Annotated in this window: 38 protein-coding genes; 36 read left to right on the forward strand and 2 right to left on the reverse strand. The window is 66.8% G+C overall.

Annotation, left to right across the window (positions count from 1 at the left end; translation table 11 throughout):
* Window positions 1-113 precede the first annotated feature (113 nt).
* Together Q4V64_RS31190 and Q4V64_RS31195 are read left to right on the forward strand one after the other, a co-directional pair.
* On the forward strand, window positions 114-989 hold the full coding sequence (locus tag Q4V64_RS31190; RefSeq protein WP_124439906.1) for a helix-turn-helix transcriptional regulator: 876 nt from the start codon (window positions 114-116) through the stop codon (window positions 987-989).
* Complete coding sequence (locus Q4V64_RS31195; RefSeq protein ID WP_124439905.1) at window positions 986-1,189, forward strand: DUF397 domain-containing protein; 204 nt, start codon at window positions 986-988, stop codon at window positions 1,187-1,189. The genes Q4V64_RS31190 and Q4V64_RS31195 overlap by 4 nt, the downstream gene beginning before the upstream one ends.
* A 25-nt stretch (window positions 1,190-1,214) precedes the next feature.
* Here Q4V64_RS31195 and Q4V64_RS31200 read toward each other — a convergent pair whose 3' ends face one another.
* Window positions 1,215-1,889, reverse strand: a complete 675-nt coding sequence (locus tag Q4V64_RS31200; RefSeq protein WP_124439904.1) for a hypothetical protein — start codon at window positions 1,887-1,889, stop codon at window positions 1,215-1,217.
* Window positions 1,890-2,523: 634 nt separating this feature from the next.
* On the opposite strand from Q4V64_RS31200, the gene rpsJ reads away from it, so the two are divergent.
* The 31 genes from rpsJ to truA all read left to right on the forward strand — a co-directional run bounded on the left by rpsJ (window position 2,524) and on the right by truA (window position 20,029).
* Window positions 2,524-2,832, forward strand: a complete 309-nt coding sequence (rpsJ, locus tag Q4V64_RS31205) for a 30S ribosomal protein S10 (protein ID WP_003948644.1) — start codon at window positions 2,524-2,526, stop codon at window positions 2,830-2,832.
* Between the two features lie 16 nt (window positions 2,833-2,848).
* Window positions 2,849-3,493, forward strand: coding sequence for a 50S ribosomal protein L3 (gene rplC, locus Q4V64_RS31210; RefSeq protein WP_124439903.1), 645 nt, complete (start codon window positions 2,849-2,851; stop codon window positions 3,491-3,493).
* A 4-nt stretch (window positions 3,494-3,497) separates the two neighbouring features.
* On the forward strand, window positions 3,498-4,166 hold the full coding sequence (gene rplD / locus Q4V64_RS31215) for a 50S ribosomal protein L4 (RefSeq protein ID WP_124439902.1): 669 nt from the start codon (window positions 3,498-3,500) through the stop codon (window positions 4,164-4,166).
* Window positions 4,166-4,585, forward strand: a complete 420-nt coding sequence (rplW, locus tag Q4V64_RS31220; RefSeq protein WP_124439901.1) for a 50S ribosomal protein L23 — start codon at window positions 4,166-4,168, stop codon at window positions 4,583-4,585. Before rplD ends, rplW begins: the two co-directional genes overlap by 1 nt.
* A 40-nt stretch (window positions 4,586-4,625) precedes the next feature.
* The gene (rplB, locus tag Q4V64_RS31225; RefSeq protein WP_037887002.1) at window positions 4,626-5,462 is read left to right on the forward strand and encodes a 50S ribosomal protein L2; all 837 of its coding nucleotides are present in this window, start codon (window positions 4,626-4,628) and stop codon (window positions 5,460-5,462) included.
* 12 nt (window positions 5,463-5,474) lie between these two features.
* A complete protein-coding gene (gene rpsS, locus Q4V64_RS31230; protein ID WP_007384069.1) occupies window positions 5,475-5,756 on the forward strand; it encodes a 30S ribosomal protein S19 in 282 nt (93 codons plus the stop codon).
* Between the two features lie 42 nt (window positions 5,757-5,798).
* On the forward strand, window positions 5,799-6,146 hold the full coding sequence (rplV, locus tag Q4V64_RS31235; RefSeq protein ID WP_030936396.1) for a 50S ribosomal protein L22: 348 nt from the start codon (window positions 5,799-5,801) through the stop codon (window positions 6,144-6,146).
* Window positions 6,146-6,973 carry a 30S ribosomal protein S3 gene (gene rpsC / locus Q4V64_RS31240; RefSeq protein ID WP_062229705.1) on the forward strand — a complete coding sequence of 276 codons (828 nt, stop codon included), beginning with the start codon at window positions 6,146-6,148 and terminating at the stop codon, window positions 6,971-6,973. The genes rplV and rpsC overlap by 1 nt, the downstream gene beginning before the upstream one ends.
* Window positions 6,974-6,978: 5 nt before the next feature.
* Window positions 6,979-7,398, forward strand: a complete 420-nt coding sequence (gene rplP, locus Q4V64_RS31245; protein WP_124439900.1) for a 50S ribosomal protein L16 — start codon at window positions 6,979-6,981, stop codon at window positions 7,396-7,398.
* Window positions 7,398-7,622: a 50S ribosomal protein L29 gene (gene rpmC / locus Q4V64_RS31250; RefSeq protein WP_003998824.1), complete on the forward strand. Its 225-nt coding sequence runs from the start codon at window positions 7,398-7,400 to the stop codon at window positions 7,620-7,622. The genes rplP and rpmC overlap by 1 nt, the downstream gene beginning before the upstream one ends.
* Complete coding sequence (gene rpsQ / locus Q4V64_RS31255; RefSeq protein ID WP_010036717.1) at window positions 7,622-7,909, forward strand: 30S ribosomal protein S17; 288 nt, start codon at window positions 7,622-7,624, stop codon at window positions 7,907-7,909. Before rpmC ends, rpsQ begins: the two co-directional genes overlap by 1 nt.
* Window positions 7,910-8,040: 131 nt before the next feature.
* Entirely contained in the window at window positions 8,041-8,409 is a 369-nt protein-coding gene (rplN, locus tag Q4V64_RS31260) for a 50S ribosomal protein L14 (RefSeq protein WP_003998823.1), read from the forward strand.
* Window positions 8,410-8,411: 2 nt separating this feature from the next.
* The gene (rplX, locus tag Q4V64_RS31265) at window positions 8,412-8,735 is read left to right on the forward strand and encodes a 50S ribosomal protein L24 (protein ID WP_124439899.1); all 324 of its coding nucleotides are present in this window, start codon (window positions 8,412-8,414) and stop codon (window positions 8,733-8,735) included.
* The gene (gene rplE, locus Q4V64_RS31270) at window positions 8,735-9,292 is read left to right on the forward strand and encodes a 50S ribosomal protein L5 (protein ID WP_124439898.1); all 558 of its coding nucleotides are present in this window, start codon (window positions 8,735-8,737) and stop codon (window positions 9,290-9,292) included. The genes rplX and rplE overlap by 1 nt, the downstream gene beginning before the upstream one ends.
* A gap of 5 nt (window positions 9,293-9,297) precedes the next feature.
* The gene (locus Q4V64_RS31275; protein ID WP_003948630.1) at window positions 9,298-9,483 is read left to right on the forward strand and encodes a type Z 30S ribosomal protein S14; all 186 of its coding nucleotides are present in this window, start codon (window positions 9,298-9,300) and stop codon (window positions 9,481-9,483) included.
* A 214-nt stretch (window positions 9,484-9,697) separates the two neighbouring features.
* Window positions 9,698-10,096, forward strand: coding sequence for a 30S ribosomal protein S8 (rpsH, locus tag Q4V64_RS31280; protein ID WP_015658459.1), 399 nt, complete (start codon window positions 9,698-9,700; stop codon window positions 10,094-10,096).
* A 24-nt stretch (window positions 10,097-10,120) separates the two neighbouring features.
* Window positions 10,121-10,660 (forward strand): 50S ribosomal protein L6, encoded by a 540-nt coding sequence (gene rplF / locus Q4V64_RS31285; protein ID WP_124439896.1) that lies wholly within the window; start codon window positions 10,121-10,123, stop codon window positions 10,658-10,660.
* 3 nt (window positions 10,661-10,663) lie between these two features.
* A complete protein-coding gene (gene rplR, locus Q4V64_RS31290; protein ID WP_030039763.1) occupies window positions 10,664-11,047 on the forward strand; it encodes a 50S ribosomal protein L18 in 384 nt (127 codons plus the stop codon).
* A 69-nt stretch (window positions 11,048-11,116) separates the two neighbouring features.
* Window positions 11,117-11,725, forward strand: a complete 609-nt coding sequence (gene rpsE / locus Q4V64_RS31295) for a 30S ribosomal protein S5 (RefSeq protein ID WP_108954805.1) — start codon at window positions 11,117-11,119, stop codon at window positions 11,723-11,725.
* Window positions 11,725-11,907 carry a 50S ribosomal protein L30 gene (rpmD, locus tag Q4V64_RS31300; RefSeq protein WP_095748087.1) on the forward strand — a complete coding sequence of 61 codons (183 nt, stop codon included), beginning with the start codon at window positions 11,725-11,727 and terminating at the stop codon, window positions 11,905-11,907. The genes rpsE and rpmD overlap by 1 nt, the downstream gene beginning before the upstream one ends.
* Window positions 11,908-11,909: 2 nt before the next feature.
* A complete protein-coding gene (gene rplO / locus Q4V64_RS31305; RefSeq protein WP_030601181.1) occupies window positions 11,910-12,365 on the forward strand; it encodes a 50S ribosomal protein L15 in 456 nt (151 codons plus the stop codon).
* A 233-nt stretch (window positions 12,366-12,598) separates the two neighbouring features.
* Window positions 12,599-13,912: a preprotein translocase subunit SecY gene (secY, locus tag Q4V64_RS31310; RefSeq protein WP_124439895.1), complete on the forward strand. Its 1,314-nt coding sequence runs from the start codon at window positions 12,599-12,601 to the stop codon at window positions 13,910-13,912.
* On the forward strand, window positions 13,912-14,574 hold the full coding sequence (locus tag Q4V64_RS31315) for an adenylate kinase (protein ID WP_124439894.1): 663 nt from the start codon (window positions 13,912-13,914) through the stop codon (window positions 14,572-14,574). The genes secY and Q4V64_RS31315 overlap by 1 nt, the downstream gene beginning before the upstream one ends.
* 127 nt (window positions 14,575-14,701) lie before the next feature.
* Window positions 14,702-15,538 carry a type I methionyl aminopeptidase gene (gene map, locus Q4V64_RS31320; RefSeq protein ID WP_124439893.1) on the forward strand — a complete coding sequence of 279 codons (837 nt, stop codon included), beginning with the start codon at window positions 14,702-14,704 and terminating at the stop codon, window positions 15,536-15,538.
* 281 nt (window positions 15,539-15,819) lie between these two features.
* Window positions 15,820-16,041 (forward strand): translation initiation factor IF-1, encoded by a 222-nt coding sequence (gene infA, locus Q4V64_RS31325; RefSeq protein ID WP_003948620.1) that lies wholly within the window; start codon window positions 15,820-15,822, stop codon window positions 16,039-16,041.
* A 59-nt stretch (window positions 16,042-16,100) separates the two neighbouring features.
* Window positions 16,101-16,214 (forward strand): 50S ribosomal protein L36, encoded by a 114-nt coding sequence (gene rpmJ, locus Q4V64_RS31330; protein WP_003998809.1) that lies wholly within the window; start codon window positions 16,101-16,103, stop codon window positions 16,212-16,214.
* Between the two features lie 189 nt (window positions 16,215-16,403).
* Window positions 16,404-16,784: a 30S ribosomal protein S13 gene (gene rpsM, locus Q4V64_RS31335; RefSeq protein ID WP_046263515.1), complete on the forward strand. Its 381-nt coding sequence runs from the start codon at window positions 16,404-16,406 to the stop codon at window positions 16,782-16,784.
* A 67-nt stretch (window positions 16,785-16,851) separates the two neighbouring features.
* Complete coding sequence (rpsK, locus tag Q4V64_RS31340) at window positions 16,852-17,256, forward strand: 30S ribosomal protein S11 (RefSeq protein ID WP_003956432.1); 405 nt, start codon at window positions 16,852-16,854, stop codon at window positions 17,254-17,256.
* Between the two features lie 143 nt (window positions 17,257-17,399).
* Window positions 17,400-18,422, forward strand: coding sequence for a DNA-directed RNA polymerase subunit alpha (locus Q4V64_RS31345; protein ID WP_003966937.1), 1,023 nt, complete (start codon window positions 17,400-17,402; stop codon window positions 18,420-18,422).
* 116 nt (window positions 18,423-18,538) lie between these two features.
* Window positions 18,539-19,090 (forward strand): 50S ribosomal protein L17, encoded by a 552-nt coding sequence (rplQ, locus tag Q4V64_RS31350; protein ID WP_124439892.1) that lies wholly within the window; start codon window positions 18,539-18,541, stop codon window positions 19,088-19,090.
* A gap of 72 nt (window positions 19,091-19,162) precedes the next feature.
* Window positions 19,163-20,029: a tRNA pseudouridine(38-40) synthase TruA gene (truA, locus tag Q4V64_RS31355; protein ID WP_124439891.1), complete on the forward strand. Its 867-nt coding sequence runs from the start codon at window positions 19,163-19,165 to the stop codon at window positions 20,027-20,029.
* Between the two features lie 19 nt (window positions 20,030-20,048).
* Here truA and Q4V64_RS31360 read toward each other — a convergent pair whose 3' ends face one another.
* On the reverse strand, window positions 20,049-20,939 hold the full coding sequence (locus Q4V64_RS31360) for a hypothetical protein (RefSeq protein ID WP_172629180.1): 891 nt from the start codon (window positions 20,937-20,939) through the stop codon (window positions 20,049-20,051).
* Between the two features lie 65 nt (window positions 20,940-21,004).
* Between Q4V64_RS31360 and Q4V64_RS31365 the strand changes: the two genes are divergently transcribed.
* From Q4V64_RS31365 to rpsI, 3 genes are all read left to right on the forward strand, one after another.
* Entirely contained in the window at window positions 21,005-22,189 is a 1,185-nt protein-coding gene (locus Q4V64_RS31365; RefSeq protein WP_124439889.1) for a glycosyltransferase 87 family protein, read from the forward strand.
* A gap of 202 nt (window positions 22,190-22,391) precedes the next feature.
* Window positions 22,392-22,835 carry a 50S ribosomal protein L13 gene (gene rplM / locus Q4V64_RS31370; protein ID WP_124439888.1) on the forward strand — a complete coding sequence of 148 codons (444 nt, stop codon included), beginning with the start codon at window positions 22,392-22,394 and terminating at the stop codon, window positions 22,833-22,835.
* Between the two features lie 41 nt (window positions 22,836-22,876).
* Entirely contained in the window at window positions 22,877-23,389 is a 513-nt protein-coding gene (rpsI, locus tag Q4V64_RS31375) for a 30S ribosomal protein S9 (protein WP_124439887.1), read from the forward strand.
* Window positions 23,390-23,568: the final 179 nt, after the last annotated feature.

The following is a 23,568-nucleotide window of genomic DNA, read 5'->3' on the forward strand; positions in this document are numbered from 1 at the left end:
AGCGGGTGCGTACGGTGACTGTCCGGAGCTTGTCCGGTCGTGTCCGGGCTGTCGGGACGGGGCCTGCGGGTAGGGCGCTGCTGCATCAGAGCGGTACGACGGAGGGGCATGGAATGACGGTCGAGGCAGAGGCGGGGCGGCTCAAGACGGAGGCGGACGAGCCGGGTTGGGAGGTCGATGCTGACGACGAGTGGGGTGTCGCGGTCATCGCGACCGTCGGGCGGCAGCTGAAGCTGCGGCGAGAGGCGGTGGGGATGCGGGCCGCCGACTTCGGGAAGGCGGTCGGGTACGGGGAGGACCTCGTCTACAAGATCGAGGGCGGGAAGCGGATTCCCCGGCAGGAGTACCTGGACAAGGCCGACCAGGTGTTGAAGGCGGGTGGCCTCATCGCGGCGACATGGGAGGACGTGAAGAAGGTCCGGTACCCGAAGAAGGTGCGGGAGCTGGGGAAGCTGGAGGCCAAGGCGGTCGAGATCGGTGTGTACGAGTGCAACATCATCGCTGGGCTGTTGCAGACGCCGGAGCATGCGCGAACCCTGATCGAGGCCTGGCAGCCGCCGTACTCACCGGACGATGTGGAACGCATGGTGGCCGCTCGTATGGCCAGGCAGTCGGTCTTCGACCGGGACCCGGCTCCGTCGATCCACTTCGTCCTGGAAGAGGCGCCGCTGCGACGGGAAATCGGAGGCACAATGGTGTGGCGGCAACAGCTCCAACGTCTGCTGGAGGTGGGCCGAATGCGCAACGTAACGCTCCAGGTGATGCCGACAAACAGCGGAGCCCATCCGGGGCTTGACGGCAGGATCGAGCTGCTGAAGTTTGAGGACGGTACGGCCGTGGGGCGCGCCGACGGCGCCTTCTACGGTCGGCCTGTCTCCGATCCGAGGCAACTCCGCATCCTTGAGCTGCTGTATGGCACCATCCGGGCGCAAGCCCTCCCGACACGGGAGTCGCTGGCCTTCGTCGAGCAACTGCTGGGAGAGACATGATCCGCAAGGCCTCTGCTGGGGACGCCTCCGAACTGGCGTGGTTCAAGAGCAGCTACAGCGGCGGTACCAACGGCGAATCCTGCGTCGAACTCGCCACCACCCCTGGCACCATCCACGTCCGCGACTCCAAGAACGCGGACGGCCCTCGCCTGGCCTTCTCGCCTGCCACCTGGGCGAACTTCGTGCCGTACGTGTCGTAGAGGCGCGGTTGGATGTGGGCGGCGGTCAGCCTTTGTCTTCCCAGGTCTGGAGGACCGCCAGGGCGTAGGCGACCCGGGCGTCGAGGTGTCGCGGGTCGAATCGGTAGACGTTGCTGACACCCCGGTAGTCCAGGACCGTGCCGGTGCCCCGCCCGCGCCAGCGGGTTCGTAGCGGTCTCTTGAACGTGTAGTCGTCCGTCGTTCCGTCGAAGTACGCGTACACCGTCGTGCAGAGCGCGAAGAGGAACCAGAAGGGGGCCGTCACCACGTAGGTGAACCAGGCGTACCAGGTGCCCTCCTTGCCTGTGACGGGTTGTGGTGTGTGGGCGAACCGTGCGGACCAGCGGACGCGGCGGGGCCAGGGCGAGAGCCTGCCGGCGTGGCGGGTGATCGTGGCCAGGGGGGTGGCGTCGACGGCGTGGACCTCGTGGATGTCCGGAGCGGCCGGGTGGACGGAGCACCACGGCCTGCCGCCCGGTCCGTCCTGGATCCAGAAGGGCGGTGGTGCCTTGCGGTTTCCTCGTTGCCCGGATCGTGGCGCGAAGATCCGGGCCAGCGGGGTGTCCCCCGGGCGGCGGGCGGTCGACAGCCGGATTGTCGATGCCATCTCGGCGTCGGGCGGCAACCCCAGTGACTGCGGATCGGACACCGGAACGGGGTTGTTCACGCAGACCAGGAACGAGTACGCGTGGTCGTCCACGATGTCATCCCAATGGGTTGGCGCCTGGCAGGTGGTCGATGACGCCGCCCGCGACCCGCATCCCTGTCGTGTCCCCGCGAAGCTTCGCCCGAGCGGTGATCATGGCACGGGGGATTCGGGGTACGGAGGGAGCACTGTCTGTCGCCAGGCGGGTGCACGGGAGTCCTCCGAGCCCCCCACGCGGCCCCCCGAATCCCGGACCGCCCCCACACAGTTTGACCTACGTCACGTCCGGGGTATTCTCTCCGGCCCGATTGGCGGCCCCCCTGCCCCGTATGGCAGACTAGCGGGGTTGCTCGGTCGAGTGTTGATGCTGCGCGCCTCCCGCCGGGAGGACCGGAAGCGAGTCCCACAGTACTCGTCGTCCTAACTGCCACACGGCAGCGCTGGGGCGGACGTACGGGAATCTTTCGGGAAGTGTCAGTGCGGCACCGGCCAGGCACCCGGTGGCCTTTCGGTCCCGGCTTGCGGTTCCGGAAGGGCCGTGTTCATTCCCTGGAGGGATGTTCGAAGTGGGGCATCTGTGTCAGTGGAAGCGCGACACGCCCGACCGCGTGGGTCGGAGAAAAGCGAAGAGATCGAAGAGAGTGACCGGGTTCCAGAGCGTTACGAGAGACAGGACTACTGAGTAGCCATGGCGGGACAGAAGATCCGCATCCGGCTCAAGGCCTACGACCACGAGGTCATCGACAGCTCGGCGAAGAAGATCGTCGAGACGGTGACGCGTACTGGTGCGTCGGTCGCGGGCCCGGTGCCGCTGCCCACTGAGAAGAACGTGTACTGCGTCATCAAGTCGCCGCACAAGTACAAGGACTCGCGCGAGCACTTCGAGATGCGCACGCACAAGCGCCTGATCGACATCCTCGACCCGACCCCCAAGACCGTTGACTCTCTGATGCGACTCGACCTCCCGGCCGGTGTCGACATCGAGATCAAGCTCTGAGGCCGGTGATCTGAAGATGGCTAAGCAGATCAAGGGCATCCTGGGCGAGAAGCTCGGCATGACGCAGGTGTGGGACGCGAACAACCGTGTTGTTCCGGTCACCGTCGTCAAGGCCGGCCCGAACGTCGTGACCCAGGTCCGTACGAATGACAGTGACGGCTACGAGTCGGTCCAGATCGCCTTCGGCGAGATCGACCCGCGCAAGGTGAACAAGCCCCTCAAGGGCCACTTCGCCAAGGCCGACGTCACCCCCCGTCGCCACCTCGTCGAGATCCGCACCGCGGACGCCTCCGAGTACACGCTCGGCCAGGAGATCACCGCTGAGGTGTTCGAGGCCGGCGTCAAGGTCGACGTGACCGGCAAGAGCAAGGGCAAGGGCTTCGCCGGTGTCATGAAGCGCCACAACTTCGGTGGCCTCGGCGCCGGACACGGCACCCAGCGCAAGCACCGCTCGCCCGGTTCCATCGGTGGCTGCGCCACCCCGGGCCGTGTGTTCAAGGGCCTCCGCATGGCGGGTCGTATGGGCAACGAGCGCGTCACCACCCAGAACCTGACCGTCCACGCCGTTGACGCGGAGAAGGGTCTGCTGCTCATCAAGGGCGCGGTTCCCGGTCCGAACGGCGGCCTCGTCCTGGTCCGCACCGCGGCCAAGGGGGCCTGAGGTAATGAGCACTGTTGACATCCTTTCGCCGGCGGGCGACAAGGCCGGTACCGTCGAGCTCCCCGCGGAGATCTTCGACGTGGAGAAGGTCAGCATTCCGCTGATCCACCAGGTCGTCGTCGCACAGCTGGCCGCTGCCCGCCAGGGCACCCACAAGACCAAGACCCGCGGCGAGGTTCGTGGTGGCGGTAAGAAGCCTTACCGTCAGAAGGGCACCGGCCGCGCGCGCCAGGGCTCGACCCGCGCCCCGCAGTTCGCCGGCGGTGGCGTCGTCCACGGCCCCGTGCCGCGTGACTACTCGCAGCGGACCCCGAAGAAGATGAAGGCCGCGGCCCTGCGCCACGCCCTCACCGACCGGGCCCGCCACAACCGCATCCACGTCGTCTCCGGCGTGATCGAGGGCGAGACCCCCTCCACGAAGGCCGCCAAGTCGCTGTTCGACAAGATCTCGGAGCGCAAGAACCTGCTCCTGGTCGTCGACCGCGCCGACGAGGCCGCGTGGCTGTCCGCCCGCAACCTGCCCCAGATCCACATCCTGGAGCCGGGCCAGCTGAACACGTACGACGTTCTCGTCTCCGACGACGTGGTCTTCACCCAGGCCGCCTTCGAGTCCTTCGTGTCCGGCACGCCCAGTGCCGAGCGGAACAATGACACCGAAGGGAGCGAGGCCTGATGGCTACGCGTCACCCCTCCATCGCCTCCAAGGCCGCCAAGGCCGCGAAGGCCGCGCGCGTCGCCAAGGCGCGTCGCCACGAGGCCGAGGGCAAGAACACCGTCGAGACGCCGCTGAGCAAGTCCTTCACGGACCCCCGTGACGTGCTGCTCAAGCCGGTCGTCTCCGAGAAGAGCTACGCGCTTCTCGACGAGGGCAAGTACACGTTCGTCGTCGACCCGCGTGCCAACAAGACCCAGATCAAGCAGGCCGTCCAGGCGGTCTTCTCGGTCAAGGTCACCGGGGTCAACACGATCAACCGCCAGGGCAAGCGCAAGCGGACCCGCACGGGCTTCGGCAAGCGTGCCGACAGCAAGCGCGCGATCGTGACCCTTGCCGAGGGCGACCGTATCGACATCTTCGGCGGTCCGACCTCCTGACGGAGGTCCGGATCGTCCGATATCGGACGAGGACTGAGAAATGGGAATCCGCAAGTACAAGCCGACGACGCCGGGCCGCCGTGGCTCCTCCGTCGCCGACTTCGTCGAGGTCACGCGGTCCACGCCGGAGAAGTCGCTGGTCCGCCCCCTGCACAGCAAGGGCGGCCGTAACAATTCCGGTCGTGTGACCGTCCGCCACCAGGGCGGTGGCCACAAGCGCGCCTACCGCGTGATCGACTTCCGTCGTCACGACAAGGACGGCGTGCCGGCGAAGGTCGCGCACATCGAGTACGACCCCAACCGCACCGCGCGCATCGCGCTGCTGCACTACGCCGACGGCGAGAAGCGCTACATCCTCGCCCCGCGCAACCTGCAGCAGGGTGACCGCGTCGAGAACGGCCCGGGGGCCGACATCAAGCCGGGCAACAACCTGGCGCTGCGCAACATCCCGGTCGGTACCACGATCCACGCGATCGAGCTCCGTCCGGGCGGCGGTGCCAAGTTCGCCCGCTCCGCCGGTGCCTCCGTGCAGCTGCTCGCGAAGGAGGGCCAGATGGCCCACCTCCGCATGCCCTCCGGTGAGATCCGCCTGGTCGACGTGCGCTGCCGCGCCACCGTCGGCGAGGTCGGCAACGCCGAGCAGAGCAACATCAACTGGGGTAAGGCCGGCCGCAAGCGCTGGCTGGGCGTTCGCCCGACCGTTCGCGGTGTGGCGATGAACCCGGTTGACCACCCGCACGGTGGTGGTGAGGGCAAGACCTCCGGTGGTCGCCACCCGGTCTCCCCGTGGGGTCAGAAGGAAGGTCGTACTCGTGCTCCCAAGAAGGCGAGCAACAAGTACATCGTCCGCCGCCGCAAGACGAACAAGAAGCGCTAGGAGCGGGTTTAGATGCCGCGCAGTCTCAAGAAGGGGCCCTTCGTCGACGACCACCTGATCAAGAAGGTGGACGCCCAGAACGAAGCGGGTTCCAAGAACGTCATCAAGACCTGGTCCCGTCGCTCGATGATCGTCCCGGCCATGCTGGGCCACACGATCGCGGTGCACAACGGCAAGACCCACATTCCGGTGTTCGTCACCGAGTCGATGGTCGGCCACAAGCTCGGCGAGTTCTCGCCGACGCGCACCTTCCGGGGTCACGTCAAGGACGACCGGAAGTCGAAGCGCCGCTAAGCGCGGGGTGGAATGACCATGACAGACACTGGAAGGACAACCATGGAAGCCAGGGCCCAGGCGCGGTACATCCGCGTCACGCCCATGAAGGCCCGCCGCGTGGTGGACCTCATCCGTGGCATGGACGCCACGGAGGCTCAGGCGGTCCTGCGTTTCGCCCCGCAGGCCGCGAGCGTGCCGGTCGGCAAGGTGCTGGACAGCGCCATCGCCAACGCCGCGCACAACTACGACCACACCGATGTCGACAGCCTCTACATTGCCGAGGCCTACGTCGACGAGGGCCCGACTCTGAAGCGGTTCCGTCCGCGCGCCCAGGGCCGTGCCTACCGGATCCGCAAGCGGACCAGCCACATCACCGTGGTCGTCAGCAGCAAGGAAGGAACCCGGTAATGGGCCAGAAGGTAAACCCGCACGGGTTCCGGCTCGGTGTCACCACCGACTTCAAGTCGCGGTGGTACGCCGACAAGCTGTACAAGGACTACGTCAAGGAAGACGTCGCCATCCGTCGGATGATGACGTCCGGCATGGAGCGCGCCGGCATCTCGAAGGTGGAGATCGAGCGCACCCGTGACCGTGTGCGTGTGGACATCCACACCGCGCGTCCGGGCATCGTCATCGGCCGCCGTGGCGCCGAGGCCGACCGCATCCGCGGTGACCTCGAGAAGCTCACGGGCAAGCAGGTCCAGCTGAACATCCTCGAGGTCAAGAACCCCGAGACCGACGCTCAGCTGGTTGCCCAGGCCGTCGCCGAGCAGCTCTCCTCCCGCGTCTCCTTCCGTCGGGCCATGCGCAAGAGCATGCAGTCCGCCATGAAGGCCGGCGCCAAGGGCATCAAGATCCAGTGCGGTGGCCGCCTCGGCGGCGCCGAGATGTCCCGCTCGGAGTTCTACCGCGAGGGCCGCGTGCCCCTGCACACGCTCCGCGCGAACGTGGACTACGGCTTCTTCGAGGCCAAGACGACCTTCGGCCGCATCGGTGTGAAGGTCTGGATCTACAAGGGCGACGTCAAGAACATCGCCGAGGTCCGCGCCGAGAACGCTGCCGCCCGTGCGGGTAACCGCCCGGCCCGCGGTGGCGGTGCCGACCGTCCGGCCCGTGGTGGCCGCGGTGGCGGCGAGCGGCGCGGTCGCAAGCCGCAGCAGGCTGCAGGCGCCGAGGCCCCCAAGGCCGAGGCTCCCGCCGCCGCTCCGGCTGAGAGCACCGGAACGGAGGCCTGACCGACATGCTGATCCCCCGTAGGGTCAAGCACCGCAAGCAGCACCACCCGAAGCGTCGTGGTGAGGCCAAGGGCGGTACGACTGTCGCGTTCGGCGAGTACGGCATCCAGGCGCTGACCCCGGCCTACGTGACGAACCGCCAGATCGAGGCGGCTCGTATCGCGATGACCCGCCACATCAAGCGTGGCGGCAAGGTCTGGATCAACATCTACCCGGACCGCCCGCTGACGAAGAAGCCCGCCGAGACCCGCATGGGTTCCGGTAAGGGCTCCCCCGAGTGGTGGGTCGCGAACGTGCACCCGGGCCGGGTCATGTTCGAGCTGTCCTACCCGAACGAGAAGATTGCGCGTGAGGCCCTCACTCGTGCGGCGCACAAGCTGCCGATGAAGTGCCGGATCGTCAAGCGCGAGGCAGGTGAAGCGTGATGTCGGCCGGTACCAAGGCGTCCGAGCTGCGCGAGCTGGGTGACGAGGAGCTTCTGGCGAAGCTCCGCGAAGCCAAGGAAGAGCTGTTCAACCTCCGCTTCCAGGCGGCGACCGGTCAGCTCGAGAACCACGGTCGGCTGAAGGCCGTCCGCAAGGACATCGCGCGGATCTACACCCTGATGCGTGAGCGCGAGCTGGGCATCGAGACGGTGGAGAGCGCCTGATGAGCGAGAGCAACGTGACAGAAGAGACGAAGACGGACCGCGGTTTCCGCAAGACCCGTGAGGGTCTGGTCGTCAGCGACAAGATGGACAAGACCGTCGTCGTCGCCGTCGAGGACCGCGTCAAGCACGCGCTGTACGGCAAGGTCATCCGCCGTACGAACAAGCTCAAGGCGCACGACGAGCAGAACGCCGCGGGCGTCGGCGACCGTGTCCTCCTCATGGAGACCCGGCCGCTGTCCGCGACGAAGCGCTGGCGCGTCGTCGAGATCCTCGAGAAGGCCAAGTAGGTAATTCGCGCAAGCGAATTCCAAAGAAACCGCCTGCGGGCACCCCCGCAGGACAGTTCCGCCAGGCTTGGCGAGCTCCGTAAGTCACTTACGGAGCTCGCCGGGAACCGGCAGACAAACAGGAGATAGACGTGATCCAGCAGGAGTCGCGACTGCGTGTCGCCGACAACACTGGTGCGAAGGAAATCCTTTGCATCCGTGTGCTCGGTGGCTCCGGTCGCCGCTACGCGGGCATCGGTGACGTCATCGTCGCCACCGTCAAGGACGCGATCCCCGGTGGCAACGTGAAGAAGGGTGACGTCGTCAAGGCGGTCATCGTTCGCACCGTCAAGGAGCGCCGCCGTCCGGACGGCTCGTACATCCGCTTCGACGAGAACGCCGCCGTCATTCTGAAGAACGACGGCGACCCTCGCGGCACCCGTATCTTCGGCCCCGTCGGCCGTGAGCTGCGCGAGAAGAAGTTCATGAAGATCATCTCGCTCGCGCCGGAGGTGCTGTAAGCATGAAGATCAAGAAGGGCGACCTGGTCCAGGTCATCACCGGTAAGGACAAGGGCAAGCAGGGCAAGGTCATCGCGGCCTTCCCCCGCGAGGACCGTGTTCTGGTCGAGGGTGTCAACCGGGTCAAGAAGCACACCAAGGCCGGTCCCACAGCGCGTGGTTCGCAGGCCGGCGGCATCGTCACCACCGAGGCCCCGATTCACGTGAGCAATGTTCAGCTCGTCGTGGAGAAGGACGGCAACAAGGTCGTGACCCGCGTCGGTTACCGCTTCGACGAAGAGGGCAACAAGATCCGCGTTGCCAAGCGGACGGGTGAGGACATCTGATGACGACCACCACCACTCCGCGTCTGAAGACGAAGTACCGCGAGGAGATCGCGGGCAAGCTGCGTGAGCAGTTCTCCTACGAGAACGTCATGCAGATTCCCGGCCTCGTCAAGATCGTGGTCAACATGGGTGTGGGCGACGCCGCCCGCGACTCCAAGCTGATCGAGGGCGCCATCCGCGACCTCACCACGATCACCGGTCAGAAGCCGGCCGTCACCAAGGCCCGCAAGTCCATCGCGCAGTTCAAGCTGCGTGAGGGTCAGCCGATCGGTGCCCACGTCACGCTCCGTGGCGACCGCATGTGGGAGTTCCTGGACCGCACCCTGTCGCTCGCGCTGCCGCGCATCCGCGACTTCCGTGGTCTGTCCCCCAAGCAGTTCGACGGCCGTGGCAACTACACCTTCGGTCTCACGGAGCAGGTCATGTTCCACGAGATCGACCAGGACAAGATCGACCGCGTCCGGGGTATGGACATCACCGTGGTCACCACGGCGACCAACGACGAAGAGGGCCGTGCCCTTCTGCGTCACCTCGGCTTCCCCTTCAAGGAGGCGTGAGCGAGATGGCGAAGAAGGCTCTGATTGCCAAGGCTGCTCGTAAGCCCAAGTTCGGTGTACGTGGCTACACGCGCTGCCAGCGCTGCGGCCGCCCGCACTCCGTGTACCGCAAGTTCGGCCTGTGCCGCGTGTGCCTTCGTGAGATGGCTCACCGTGGCGAGCTGCCGGGCGTGACCAAGAGCTCCTGGTAATCCCCTACATAGGGGATCAGCAGGGCTCTCGGTAAGCAATGGGCGTGTCAGGCGCCCTCCTCTCCATGGCTTAGGCTTGGGGGGTTGGGCGCCTGATTGCCGCCCTTACGACTTACTACGCCGTAGGTCCACCGCGCCGCACCCGTCCCGTCTCGGATCGGGGAGAGGGATGGCGCACCAGGAAACCCCGGCGAGAGAGGCCGAAGGCCAATTCATGACCATGACTGATCCGATCGCAGACATGCTTACGCGTCTGCGAAACGCGAACTCGGCGTACCACGACACCGTGGCGATGCCGCACTCGAAGATCAAGTCGCACATCGCGGAGATCCTCCAGCAGGAGGGCTTCATCACGGGCTGGAAGGTCGAGGACGCCGAGGTCGGCAAGAACCTCGTCCTGGAGCTGAAGTTCGGCCCCAACCGTGAGCGCTCCATCGCGGGCATCAAGCGGATCTCCAAGCCCGGTCTGCGGGTTTACGCGAAGTCCACCAACCTGCCGAAGGTGCTCGGCGGCCTCGGCGTGGCGATCATCTCCACGTCCCACGGGCTCCTCACCGACAAGCAGGCCGGCAAGAAGGGCGTAGGCGGAGAAGTTCTCGCCTACGTCTGGTAGCGGAAGGGAACGGAGGAAACAGCTATGTCGCGCATTGGCAAGCTCCCCATCACGGTTCCCGCCGGCGTGGACGTCACCATCGACGGCCGCACGGTTTCGGTCAAGGGCCCCAAGGGCTCGCTGACCCACACCGTTGCCGCGCCGATCGAGATCGTCAGGGCTGAGGACGGCGTTCTGAACGTCACCCGCCCCAACGACGAGCGTCAGAACAAGGCCCTGCACGGCCTGTCCCGCACGCTGGTGGCGAACATGATCACCGGCGTGACCCAGGGTTACGTGAAGAAGCTCGAGATCAGCGGTGTCGGTTACCGCGTGCAGGCCAAGGGTTCGAACCTCGAGTTCGCGCTCGGCTACAGCCACCCGATCACCGTCGAGGCGCCCGAGGGCATCACCTTCAAGGTGGAGTCCGCGACCCGCTTCCAGGTCGAGGGCATCGACAAGCAGAAGGTCGGCGAGGTTGCGGCGAACATCCGCAAGCTGCGCAAGCCCGACCCGTACAAGGCCAAGGGCGTCAAGTACGAGGGCGAAGTCATCCGCCGCAAGGTCGGAAAGGCGGGTAAGTAAGCCATGGCATACGGACAGAAGATCCTCAAGGGCGACGCCTACAAGCGCGCCGCGATCAAGCGCCGCCACATCCGGATCCGCAAGTCGATCAACGGTACGGCGGAGCGTCCTCGTCTGGTCGTGACCCGCTCGAACCGCCACATCGTTGCCCAGGTGATCGACGACCTCAAGGGTCACACCCTTGCGTCGGCGTCCACCCTGGACACCTCGATCCGCGGTGGCGAGGGCGACAAGTCCGCGCAGGCCAAGCAGGTCGGCGCCCTGGTCGCCGAGCGTGCCAAGGCCGCCGGTGTCGAGGCCGTCGTATTCGACCGTGGTGGCAACCAGTACGCCGGGCGCATCGCCGCTCTGGCGGACGCCGCCCGCGAAGCCGGCCTGAAGTTCTAGAGGCCGCCCGTCGCGTCAGCGACAAAATCGTTGGCGCGTAGCTAGCGGAAACAGAGAGAGGTAATTCCAATGGCTGGACCCCAGCGCCGCGGAAGCGGTGCCGGTGGCGGCGAGCGGCGGGACCGGAAGGGCCGTGACGGCGGCGCAGCTGCCGCCGAGAAGACCGCTTACGTTGAGCGTGTCGTCGCGATCAACCGCGTCGCCAAGGTTGTGAAGGGTGGTCGTCGCTTCAGCTTCACCGCGCTGGTCGTGGTGGGCGACGGTGACGGCACCGTGGGTGTCGGATACGGCAAGGCCAAGGAGGTGCCGGCCGCCATCGCCAAGGGCGTTGAGGAGGCCAAGAAGCACTTCTTCAAGGTCCCCCGGATCCAGGGCACCATCCCGCACCCGATCACGGGTGAGAAGGCTGCGGGCGTCGTTCTCCTCAAGCCGGCCTCGCCGGGTACCGGTGTTATCGCCGGTGGTCCCGTGCGTGCCGTCCTGGAGTGCGCCGGTATCCACGACGTGCTGTCGAAGTCGCTCGGCTCGTCGAACGCGATCAACATCGTGCACGCGACCGTGGAGGCCCTGAAGGGTCTGCAGCGTCCCGAGGAGATCGCGGCCCGCCGCGGTCTGCCCCTCGAGGACGTCGCTCCCGCGGCTCTGCTGCGTGCGCGTGCCGGGGCTGGTGCTGCGTAATGGCTCAGCTCAAGATCACGCAGACGAAGTCGTACATCGGCAGCAAGCAGAACCACCGTGACACCCTTCGGTCGCTTGGTCTCAAGGGGATCAACACCGTGGTCGTCAAGGAGGACCGCCCCGAGTTCCGCGGCATGGTGCACACCGTCCGCCACCTCGTGACGGTCGAGGAGGTCGACTGATCATGGCGGAGAACAACCCGCTCAAGATCCACAACCTCCGTCCCGCCCCGGGCGCCAAGACCGCCAAGACCCGTGTCGGTCGTGGTGAGGCGTCGAAGGGTAAGACGGCCGGTCGTGGTACCAAGGGAACCAAGGCCCGCTACCAGGTTCCGGAGCGCTTCGAGGGTGGCCAGATGCCGCTGCACATGCGCCTCCCGAAGCTGAAGGGCTTCAAGAACCCGTTCAAGACCGAGTACCAGGTCGTGAACCTCGACAAGCTGGCCGCGCTCTACCCCGAGGGTGGCGAGGTCACCGTCGAGTCGCTGGTGGCCAAGGGTGCCGTTCGCAAGAACAGCCTCGTCAAGGTCCTCGGCCAGGGCGAGATCTCCGTGGCACTGCAGGTGACGGTCGACGCCGTCTCCGGCTCCGCCAAGGAGAAGATCACCGCTGCCGGCGGTACCGTCACCGAGCTCGTCTGAACATCACAGGCGTGTCGATGACTTGAATGATCCCACCGGGGATGCCCCACAAATGGGGTATCCCCGGTTGGTCGTTCCAAGGGTGGCAGTCTCGCGGGTAAGGTGGCCTGCACTGCCAACTTTCACAGGGGGCTCTTTACGGGGCACTCGAAGCGGCAGTTGACCGTTACGTATTCGTCGAACCTCAAGACCGTCACCCTTGACGCAGTAGCGCGGGGGTCGCAGGAGGCACCGTGCTCACCGCGTTCGCCCGGGCGTTCAAGACGCCCGACCTGCGCAAGAAGCTGCTCTTCACGCTCGGCATCATCGTGGTCTATCGGGCAGGCACGCATGTACCGATCCCGGGTGTCGACTACCGGAACGTACAGACCTGTATCGACCAGGCGAGCTCCAGCCAGGGTCTGTTCGGTCTGGTCAACATGTTCAGTGGTGGCGCGCTGCTGCAGATCACGATCTTCGCGCTCGGCATCATGCCGTACATCACGGCGAGCATCATCCTGCAGCTGTTGACCGTCGTGATCCCACGCCTGGAAGCCCTCAAGAAGGAGGGACAGGCGGGCACGTCGAAGATCACGCAGTACACCCGTTACCTGACGGTGGCGCTCGCGATCCTGCAGGGCACCGGTCTGGTGGCCACGGCCCGCAGCGGTGCGCTGTTCACCGGCTGCCCGGTCGGCAACCAGATCGTGCCGGACCAGTCGATCTTCGTCACCATCACGATGGTCATCACCATGACCGCCGGCACCGCCGTCGTCATGTGGCTCGGTGAGCTCATCACCGACCGCGGCATTGGCAACGGCATGTCGATCCTCATGTTCATCTCCATCGCCGCGACCTTCCCGTCCGCGCTGTGGGCCATCAAGCAGCAGGGCTCCCTGGCCGACGGCTGGATCGAGTTCGGCACCGTCATCCTCGTCGGCCTGGTGATGGTCGGCCTGGTGGTCTTCGTCGAGCAGGCCCAGCGCCGCATCCCCGTGCAGTACGCCAAGCGGATGATCGGCCGCCGCTCCTACGGTGGTACGTCGACGTACATCCCGCTGAAGGTCAACCAGGCGGGTGTGATTCCCGTCATCTTCGCTTCGTCGCTGCTCTACATCCCGGCGCTGATCGTCCAGTTCTCCAATTCCCAGGCGGGATGGGCGACCTGGATCACGAAGAACCTGGCCGACACGGCGGCGCCGGCGCACATCACTCTCTACTTCTTCCTGATCGTCTTCTTCGCGTTCTTCTACGTGGCCATCTCGTTCAACCCCGAGGAAGTCGCGGACAACATGAAGAAGTATGGTGGCTTCATCCCGGGCATCCGGGCTGGCCGACCGACCGCTGAGTATTTGTCGTACGTACTCAACCGGATCACCTGGCCGGGTTCGCTGTACTTGGGGCTGATCGCTCTCGTGCCGACGATGGCGTTGGCTGGTTTCGGGGCTAACCAGAACTTCCCGTTCGGCGGGACCAGCATCCTGATCATCGTGGGTGTGGGTCTCGAGACGGTGAAGCAGATCGAGAGTCAGCTTCAGCAGCGCAATTACGAAGGGTTCCTCCGCTGATGCGTATCGTCCTCGTCGGGCCGCCGGGTGCCGGTAAGGGAACGCAGGCCGCGTTCCTCGCACAGAACCTGTCGATCCCGCACATCTCCACGGGCGACCTGTTCCGGGCCAACATCAGCCAGCAGACGGAACTCGGCAAACTGGCGAAGTCCTACATGGACGCCGGAAACCTGGTGCCGGACGAGGTCACGATCGGCATGGCCAAGGACCGCATGGAGAAGCCGGACGCCGAGAACGGCTTTCTCCTCGACGGCTTCCCGCGCAATGTCTCGCAGGCCGAGGCGCTGGACGAGATGCTGCAGTCCGAGAGCATGAAGCTGGACGCGGTGCTGGACCTCGAGGTCCCCGAGGAAGAGGTCGTCAAGCGGATCGCCGGCCGCCGCATCTGCCGCAACGACTCGGCGCACGTGTTCCACGTGTCGTACAAGCCGGCGGCGAAGGAAGGCGTCTGCGACGTCTGCGGCGGCGAGCTGTACCAGCGGGACGACGACTCCGAGGAGACCGTGCGCAAGCGGCTCGAGGTCTACCACACGCAGACCGAGCCGATCATCGACTACTACAAGGCTCAGGGGCTGGTCGTGACCATCTCCGCACTGGGCAAGGTGGAAGACGTCACGGCTCGCGCCATGGAGGCGCTCAAGCGTGAGGACGAGGGCAAGTAGTCGTTGGTACGTCGGTGTAGCCGCGGTTCCCTGACGGGGGCCGCGGCTGCTGTGTGACGGCACGTATCGTTGAGGGCACCCGTACGCCCTCCGGCCCTCCCCGGTTCCAAGAAAGGCCCCCGCCCCCATGGTGCAGATCAAGACCCCCGAGCAGATCGCCAAGATGCGTGAGGCGGGGCTGGTCGTCGCCGCCATTCACGCGGCGACGCGTGAGGCCGCGGTTCCCGGGGCCACGACCAAGGATCTGGACCAGGTGGCGCGCAAGGTGCTCGCGGAGCACGACGCGAAGCCGAACTTCCTGGGCTACGGCGGCTTCCCCGCGACCATCTGCACCTCGGTGAACGAGGTCGTCGTGCACGGCATCCCGTCGGAGGAGGTCGTCCTCAAGGACGGGGACATCATCTCCATCGACTGCGGCGCGATCATCGACGGCTGGCACGGCGACGCGGCGTACACGGCCTTCGTGGGCTCGGGTCACGCTCCGGAGCTGGTGGAGCTCTCCCGGGTCACCGAGGAGTCGATGTGGGCCGGTATCGCGGCCATGAAGCAGGGCAACCGGCTGGTCGACGTCTCCCGGGCCATCGAGACGTACATCCGCCGCCAGCCGAAGCCGGGCGGCGGTCGCTACGGCATCATCGAGGACTACGGCGGCCACGGCATCGGCACCGAGATGCACATGGACCCGCACCTGCTGAACTACGTCGACCGCCGCCGCGGCAAGGGCCCCAAGCTGGTCCCCGGCTTCTGCCTCGCCATCGAGCCGATGGTCTCCCTCGGCACCCCGAAGACAGAGGTCCTGTCGGACGACTGGACGGTCATCACGACGGACGGCACCTGGTCCTCGCACTGGGAGCATTCGGTTGCGTTGACGGAGCAGGGGCCGCTGGTGCTGACGGCGCCGGACGGGGGCAAGGCGAAGCTGGCGGAGTACGGGATTGTGGCTGCGCCGGATCCGCTGGCCTGACGTTTGCCGGCGCGGGTAGTGGGGGCTCCCCCGAAGGGGCCTCGTCCGCAAACGCCGGACGGGCTTGGATTGCCGTGGCCCGGTGTCGCGAACGACGGACGGTCCGAGTTCGCCGCTTAATGATCTACAGCGTGGGGCAGGCTTCCACGATTCGTCTTTCCGAGAGGCCTGACGTAGACTGACTCGTCGGCTCTCGTGCACCCGCATGTCTCCATGCGCTCGTATGGGATGTGCAAGTGTAACGAGAAGTCGATCAAGGTAGTCGATTCGAAGGGCGAAGCGTGGCCAAGAAGCAAGGTGCCATCGAGATCGAAGGCACTGTCGTCGAGTCTCTCCCGAACGCCATGTTCAAGGTGGAGCTCCAGAACGGCCACCAGGTCCTGGCACACATCAGCGGCAAGATGCGTATGCACTACATCCGCATCCTCCCTGACGACCGGGTCGTGGTGGAGCTGTCTCCGTACGACCTGACGCGTGGCCGGATCGTCTACCGGTACAAGTAGATCTTGCCTTTGCCCCGCTTCCCGCGGGGTGGTGGCACTGACCCGGAGAACCTCACCCCATGAAGGTCAAGCCGAGCGTCAAGAAGATCTGCGACAAGTGCAGGGTGATCCGCCGTCACGGCCGGGTCATGGTCATCTGCGAGAACCCGCGCCACAAGCAGCGCCAGGGCTGACGCACGACCCACCCTCTGCGATTCGCAGAATTTCGCGCGACGCGAGCTGAATATGTTCATACGCAGGATCCAGGCACGCTCAGGCGCCTGATACCCCCGGTTCGGAGGCCGGGGACCCAGTTCGTACCTCATACGGCGGCTGGGAGTCGGTTCTGCGGAAGACCTCCGAAGATCAACTGGAGCCATTGAATGGCACGCGTTTCCGGTGTTGACATCCCGCGCGAAAAGCGCGTGGAAGTCGCGCTCACCTACGTGTTCGGCATCGGCCGGACCCTCTCGCAGCTGACGCTGGCTGAGACCGGCGTGGACCCGAACACCCGTGTTCGCGACCTCTCCGAGGAGCAGCTCGTCGCGATCCGCGAGTACGTCGACAACAACATCAAGACCGAGGGTGACCTCCGTCGCGAGGTCCAGGCCGACATCCGCCGCAAGGTGGAGATCGGCTGCTACCAGGGTCTGCGTCACCGCCGCGGTCTGCCCGTCCGCGGTCAGCGCACCAGCACGAACGCCCGCACCCGCAAGGGCCCGCGTCGCGCCATCGCCGGCAAGAAGAAGCCGGGCAAGAAGTAGTCCTCAGCGGACGCTCGACCAAGCGGTCTTCGCTGTAGGACCGACCACCTCCCTGTAGGAGAAATAGATGCCCCCCAAGGGTCGTCAGGGCGCTGCCAAGAAGGTGCGCCGCAAGGAAAAGAAGAACGTCGCTCACGGCCACGCGCACATCAAGAGCACGTTCAACAACACGATCGTCTCGATCACGGACCCCTCGGGCAACGTGATCTCCTGGGCCTCCGCCGGCCACGTCGGCTTCAAGGGCTCGCGCAAGTCGACCCCCTTCGCCGCGCAGATGGCCGCCGAGTCGGCCGCCCGCCGCGCGCAGGAGCACGGCATGCGCAAGGTGGACGTGTTCGTCAAGGGCCCGGGTTCGGGTCGTGAGACCGCCATCCGTTCGCTTCAGGCGACCGGCCTCGAGGTGGGCTCCATCCAGGACGTCACCCCCACCCCGCACAACGGCTGCCGTCCGCCGAAGCGTCGTCGCGTCTGACCTCGCTTCGCAGGGCTTTTCGGGCGGTACGGCTCTTCGGGGCGGTATCGCCCGTACCCTTGCAGTACCCGTCCCTTTTGCCGGGGGCGGTTCCGTCGGACGTCAAATAGCGGGCGTCCACGAAAGAAGGATCTGATCCACACATGCTGATCGCTCAGCGTCCCTCGTTGACCGAAGAAGTCGTCGACGAATTCCGCTCCCGGTTCGTGATCGAGCCGCTGGAGCCGGGCTTCGGCTACACCCTCGGAAACTCCCTGCGTCGTACGCTCCTCTCCTCGATCCCGGGTGCGGCGGTCACGTCCATCCGTATCGACGGCGTTCTGCACGAGTTCACCACCGTGCCGGGCGTCAAGGAGGACGTCACCGACCTGATCCTCAACATCAAGCAGCTGGTCGTCTCCTCGGAGCACGACGAGCCGGTCGTGATGTACCTGCGCAAGCAGGGCCCGGGTCTCGTCACCGCCGCCGACATCGCGCCCCCGGCCGGTGTCGAGGTGCACAACCCCGACCTCGTCCTCGCCACGCTCAACGGCAAGGGCAAGCTGGAGATGGAGCTGACGGTCGAGCGTGGCCGTGGTTACGTCTCCGCCGTGCAGAACAAGCAGGTCGGTCAGGAGATCGGTCGTATTCCGGTCGACTCGATCTACTCGCCGGTTCTGAAGGTCACGTACAAGGTCGAGGCGACCCGTGTCGAGCAGCGCACCGACTTCGACAAGCTGATCGTCGACGTCGAGACCAAGCAGGCGATGCGTCCGCGTGACGCGATGGCCTCCGCCGGTAAGACCCTGGTCGAGCTGTTCGGGCTGGCCCGTGAGCTCAACATCGACGCCGAGGGCATCGACATGGGTCCGTCGCCGACGGACGCCGCCCTCGCCGCCGATCTGGCGCTGCCGATCGAGGAGCTGGAGCTCACCGTTCGGTCGTACAACTGCCTCAAGCGTGAGGGCATCCACTCCGTGGGTGAGCTGGTCGCGCGCTCCGAGGCCGACCTGCTCGACATTCGTAACTTCGGTGCGAAGTCGATCGACGAGGTCAAGGCGAAGCTGGCCGGCATGGGCCTGGCCCTGAAGGACAGCCCGCCCGGATTCGACCCGACCGCCGCCGCCGACGCCTTCGGCGCCGACGACGACGCGGACGCGGGTTTCGTGGAGACCGAGCAGTACTGATCGGTACCACCTCCGGGGGTCTCGCGCAGGCCCCCGGATCTCCGACAGGCGACCGCCTGCTCGGATACTGACCCCGGTACCTGATACGGCCGGGGCAGACACCTAGGAGAAACACCATGCCGAAGCCCGCCAAGGGTGCCCGTCTGGGCGGCGGCGCCGCGCACGAGAAGCTGCTTCTCGCGAACCTCGCGAAGGCGCTGTTCGAGCACGGCCGCATCACCACCACCGAGGCGAAGGCCCGCCGTCTGCGGCCGTACGCCGAGCGTCTGGTCACCAAGGCGAAGAAGGGCGACCTTCACAACCGCCGTCAGGTTCTCCAGGTCATCACGGACAAGAGCGTCGTCCACACGCTCTTCACCGAGATCGGCCCGCGCTACGAGAACCGTCCCGGTGGCTACACGCGCATCACCAAGATCGGTAACCGCCGTGGCGACAACGCGCCCATGGCCGTCATCGAGCTGGTCGAGGCGCTGACGGTCGCGCAGGAGGCGACCGGTGAGGCCGAGGCCGCCACCAAGCGTGCCGCCAAGGACGCCGAGGCTGCCCCTGAGGCCAAGGCCGAGGAGACCAAGGTCGAGGAGACCAAGGTCGAGGAGACCAAGGTCGACGTGACCAAGGCCGACGAGGCCGAGGACGCGGCTGCGGCCGAGGAGTCCAAGGACGCCTGAGGCTGACGCCTCGCAGTGAACGGGTCCGCCCTTCGGGGCGGGCCCGTTCCGCGTTGTTGAGAGGATCTAGGGGTGAGTGACGAAGTACAGCCCGGACACGTGCGCGTGCGTCTCGACCTTTCCTACGACGGCACCGAGTTCTCCGGGTGGGCCAAGCAGGCCGGGGGGCGGCGGACCGTGCAGGGGGAGATCGAGGACGCGCTGCGTACCGTCACGCGGTCCAGGCAGACGTACGAACTGACCGTGGCCGGGCGCACCGATGCCGGGGTGCACGCCCGCGGGCAGGTCGCCCATGTGGATCTGCCGCGCGAGGTCTGGGCCGAGCACCACGGGAAGCTGCTCAAGCGGCTCGCAGGGCGCCTGCCCAGGGACGTACGGGTGTGGGCCCTCAGGGAGGCGCCCAGTGGCTTCAACGCCCGTTTCTCGGCCGTCTGGAGGCGCTATGCCTACCGCGTCACCGACAACCCCGGGGGAGTGGACCCGCTGCTGCGGAATCACGTCCTGTGGCACGACTGGCCCCTCGACGTCGACGCCATGAACGAGGCGGCCCAGCGGCTGCTCGGGGAGCACGACTTCGCCGCCTACTGCAAGCGGCGGGAGGGGGCGACGACCATTCGTACGCTCCAGGAGCTGAGTCTGCGCAAAGGCGCCGACGGGATCATCACCGCCACCGTCCGCGCCGACGCCTTCTGCCACAACATGGTGCGCTCGCTCATCGGGGCGCTGCTGTTCGTGGGCGACGGGCATCGCGGGCCGGACTGGGCGGGGAAGGTGCTCGCGGCCGGCGTACGGGATTCGGCCGTGCATGTCGTACGGCCGCACGGGCTGACGCTGGAGGAGGTCGGGTACCCGGCGGACGAGTTGCTGGCCGCGCGGAACAAGGAGGCGCGGAACAGGCGGACCCTGCCCGGGGCCGGTCGAGCAGCCGGGTGCTGCTGAACCGGCCCTCCCGGACGTCCTATTCGTTCGCCGCCGCCGAGGCCTGGGCCTCGCCGCGGCGGCGGATCTGACGGAACGCGAACTCGGCCAGGTCGTCGCCGGTGGTGAAGACGGCGGTGTCCTTCGTCGTCACGTCCTTGCCGTTGGTGAGGCCGGCGATGGTGAAGTAGGCGTAGCGGCCGTAGGAGTTGGTGGTCGTGCGGCAGACCGCGGAGTTGCAGAAGTCCTTGACGCCGTCTCCGGACAGCGACGCGACGATGCTCTTGTCGTTGGAGCTCGTCTTGGCCTTGGTGGCCTGCGCCGCGGTGTCGAAGACCGCCACGCCGACCGTGACCGCGATGCCGTCCTTGGTGTAGGTGACGCGCATCAGGCGCGTGCAGCCGTTGTCGGTGAGGACCTTCGGGAGAGTGCCCTTGGCGGCCGCCGCGCAGCTCTTGGTGTCGGCCGTCGGGCCCTTCTTGTACACGGTCGAGCCCATGGTCAGCTGCGTGCCCGGGAAGAGGATCTGCGGGCCGAGCGGGGCCGTGTCCTTGGACTTGCTGGAGACGAAGTCCTTCGGGTCCAGCGGGGGCGGGGCGCTGGTCGGCGCGAACGACGGCGCCCCGGTCCCGGTGGGGCTCGGGATGTCCCCGCCCGCGGGCACGGAGGACGGTTTGTTCGACGCCTCGTCGCTGCCGCTCGCCGACACCACGGCCATGGCCACGGCCGTACCGATCGCGACCGTGGCGAGTGCGCCGCCGCCGATGAACAGCAGCCGGCGGCGTTTGTTGCGCGTCTCGGACGCCTCGGCGAGCGCGGCCCAGTCCGGGGTGTCTCCGGCGCCGCTGGTCCACGGCTGCTGGGATTGCGGTTTCCAGGGATCCCACTGGGACTGGGGTCCCCCCTGCTGCCCAAAGCTCATGGGGCGCATCTTAGACGGGGCAAGAGGTGTGCCGGTCCGCCTCAAGAGGCTCTGCAGCCCCTAGCGTTCGGTCGATGAGTGAGCGCAAATGCGACATCTCCGGGTGGTTGGTACGAAGGGCTAGCTGGCATCTGTGGCTGGTGCTGGGGGCGGTGCTGGGGGCGACGGCGGCTCGTACGGCACGGCTGACCTCGGACGGAGGGATGGACAACGCGGTCGTCGTCGGGGCCGCGCGCACCTGGCTTTCGGGCGGCTCGCCGTATGACGATCCGCACTTCCTCTATCTTCCGAGCGCGGTGCTGGCGGCGGCTCCTCAGGTCCTGCTGCCGCCGACCGCGCTGCGCCTGCTGGTGCCGCTCGCGGTGACCGGCTGTCTGGTCCTCGGCTGGGCCTGCGCCCTGCGGCTGCACGACGTACCGCTGGGCAGCCGTTTCGCCGCCCTGGGCCTGGCCGGCCTGGCGGCCGGCTTCGCGCCCTTCGCGCATCTGGTCCTGCTGGCCAACTGGACGGCGACCGCCGCGCTGGCGCTGCCGCTGGGCCTGCTGCTGGCGAGCCGGGGCCGGTGGATGGCGGCGGGCGCGGTGATCGGCGCGGCGGTCGCTCTGAAGCCTCTGCTCGCGCCCCTGGCGTTGCTGTTCCTCTTCGCGCACCGGTGGCGGGCGCTGGCGGTGCTGGTCCTGGTGCCGGTGGCCGCGTCCGCCGCCTCCGGGCTCCTGATGCCCGACCCGGCCGGGTTCTTCACCCGCACCCTGCCGTTCCTGCTGCGCGGCGACGACGGCTTCGTACGGCTGTATGAGGCCTCGCCGGCGGCGGTACTGCCGCGGCTGGGGGTGCCGGAGCCGCTGGCCGGGGCCGTCGCCGTGGTCGCCGCGCTGGTCGGGGTGGTGTGCGCGTACCGGCGCTGGTGCCGCGGCGGTCCCGGTGCGCTGCGGCTGCCCGAGACCGCGGCGACGCTCATGCTCTCGGCGTTCCTGGTGTCCAGGCCGTCGTACGACCACTACCTCCTGGTCGTCGTCCCGCTGCTGTTCGCCGGGCTGCCGTATGCCGGTTCGGTCGCCCGCAGCCCCTGGTTCTGGCTCGCTCTGACCCCGCAGCTGCCGGGGCTGACCTGGCCGTATCTGGAACCGGTGCGGCGCAGGGCGTTCAAGGACGCGTTCACTTTGTGTGTGCTGACGTGTACGGTCCTGTGTCACGGGCGGGCGCGGGAGCGCCGTATGCCCGTGGAATCGGCCCGGCCGACGGCGGTGGCCTCGTTTTGACCCGTCCGGGGCACCCCAGGTATTCTGCCTTTTCGTTGTGTATTGGCTTGCTCATTCTCACGGGACGGGCCCTTACACCGGTCCACCGGGCCGATGACCAGCGACCAGCACGCGGTTTGCGTCACCGCAGTGCGGTCAGGGCTGTCGTGATCGCTTCGGTGACCTTGTCAGGACCATTCACTCGAAGCGAAGGCTACGAACCGTGCGTACGTACAGCCCCAAGCCCGGCGATGTGACGCGCCAGTGGCACGTCATCGACGCTCAGGACGTTGTCCTGGGTCGTCTCGCCACCACCGCCGCGTCCCTTCTGCGGGGCAAGCACAAGCCGATCTACGCGCCTCACGTCGACACCGGTGACTTCGTCATCATCATCAACGCCGACAAGGTGCACCTCTCCGGCAACAAGCGGACCCAGAAGATGGCGTACCGCCACTCCGGCTACCCGGGTGGTCTGCGCTCCGTCCGTTACGACGAGCTCCTCGACAAGAACCCCGAGAAAGCCATCGAGAAGGCCGTCAAGGGCATGCTTCCCAAGAACACTCTGGGCCGTCAGATGCTCTCGAAGCTGAAGGTCTACAAGGGTGACCAGCACCCGCACGCCGCCCAGCAGCCGGTGCCGTTCGAGATCACCCAGGTCGCGCAGTAAGTCCGGCCACCCCTAAAGCTGAACAGAATCTGAGGAGAATCGTGGCCGAGACCACTGCCGAGCAGCCGCTCGAAGAGCTTGACATCGACAGCTACACCACCGAGTCCGAGACGCCCGTCGAGGGCGAGTACACCTCGGAGTCCATGGCCTCCCGCTTCGGCGAGCCCCAGCCGGCCGCTGGCCTGGGCCGTCGCAAGAACGCCATCGCCCGCGTCCGGATCGTTCCGGGCTCCGGCAAGTGGAAGATCAACGGTCGCACCCTCGAGGACTACTTCCCGAACAAGGTGCACCAGCAGGAAGTCAACGAGCCCTTCAAGGTGCTCGAGCTCGAGGGTCGTTACGACGTCATCGCCCGCATCTCCGGTGGCGGTGTCTCCGGTCAGGCCGGTGCGCTCCGTCTCGGTGTCGCCCGCGCGCTGAACGAGGCCGACGTCGACAACAACCGCGGTGCGCTCAAGAAGGCCGGCTTCCTCCGCCGCGACGACCGTGCGGTCGAGCGCAAGAAGGCCGGTCTGAAGAAGGCCCGCAAGGCTCCGCAGTACAGCAAGCGCTAAGCTTCGCTGCCTGCCCGTACGTATTCCGGGCTTGCCGGGCTCGTCCCGCTCGCTCGTACGTACTCCGAACGCCCCGGCGGCACGCCACAGTGCCGCCGGGGCGTTCGTTTATCGCATGCCTTGGGCGTATAACGGCACAAGACGTTCATAGCCTTGTGCCATCGGATGTTCAGGCATGG

This window comes from Streptomyces sp. NL15-2K (assembly GCF_030551255.1).
Lineage (GTDB): Bacteria > Actinomycetota > Actinomycetes > Streptomycetales > Streptomycetaceae > Streptomyces.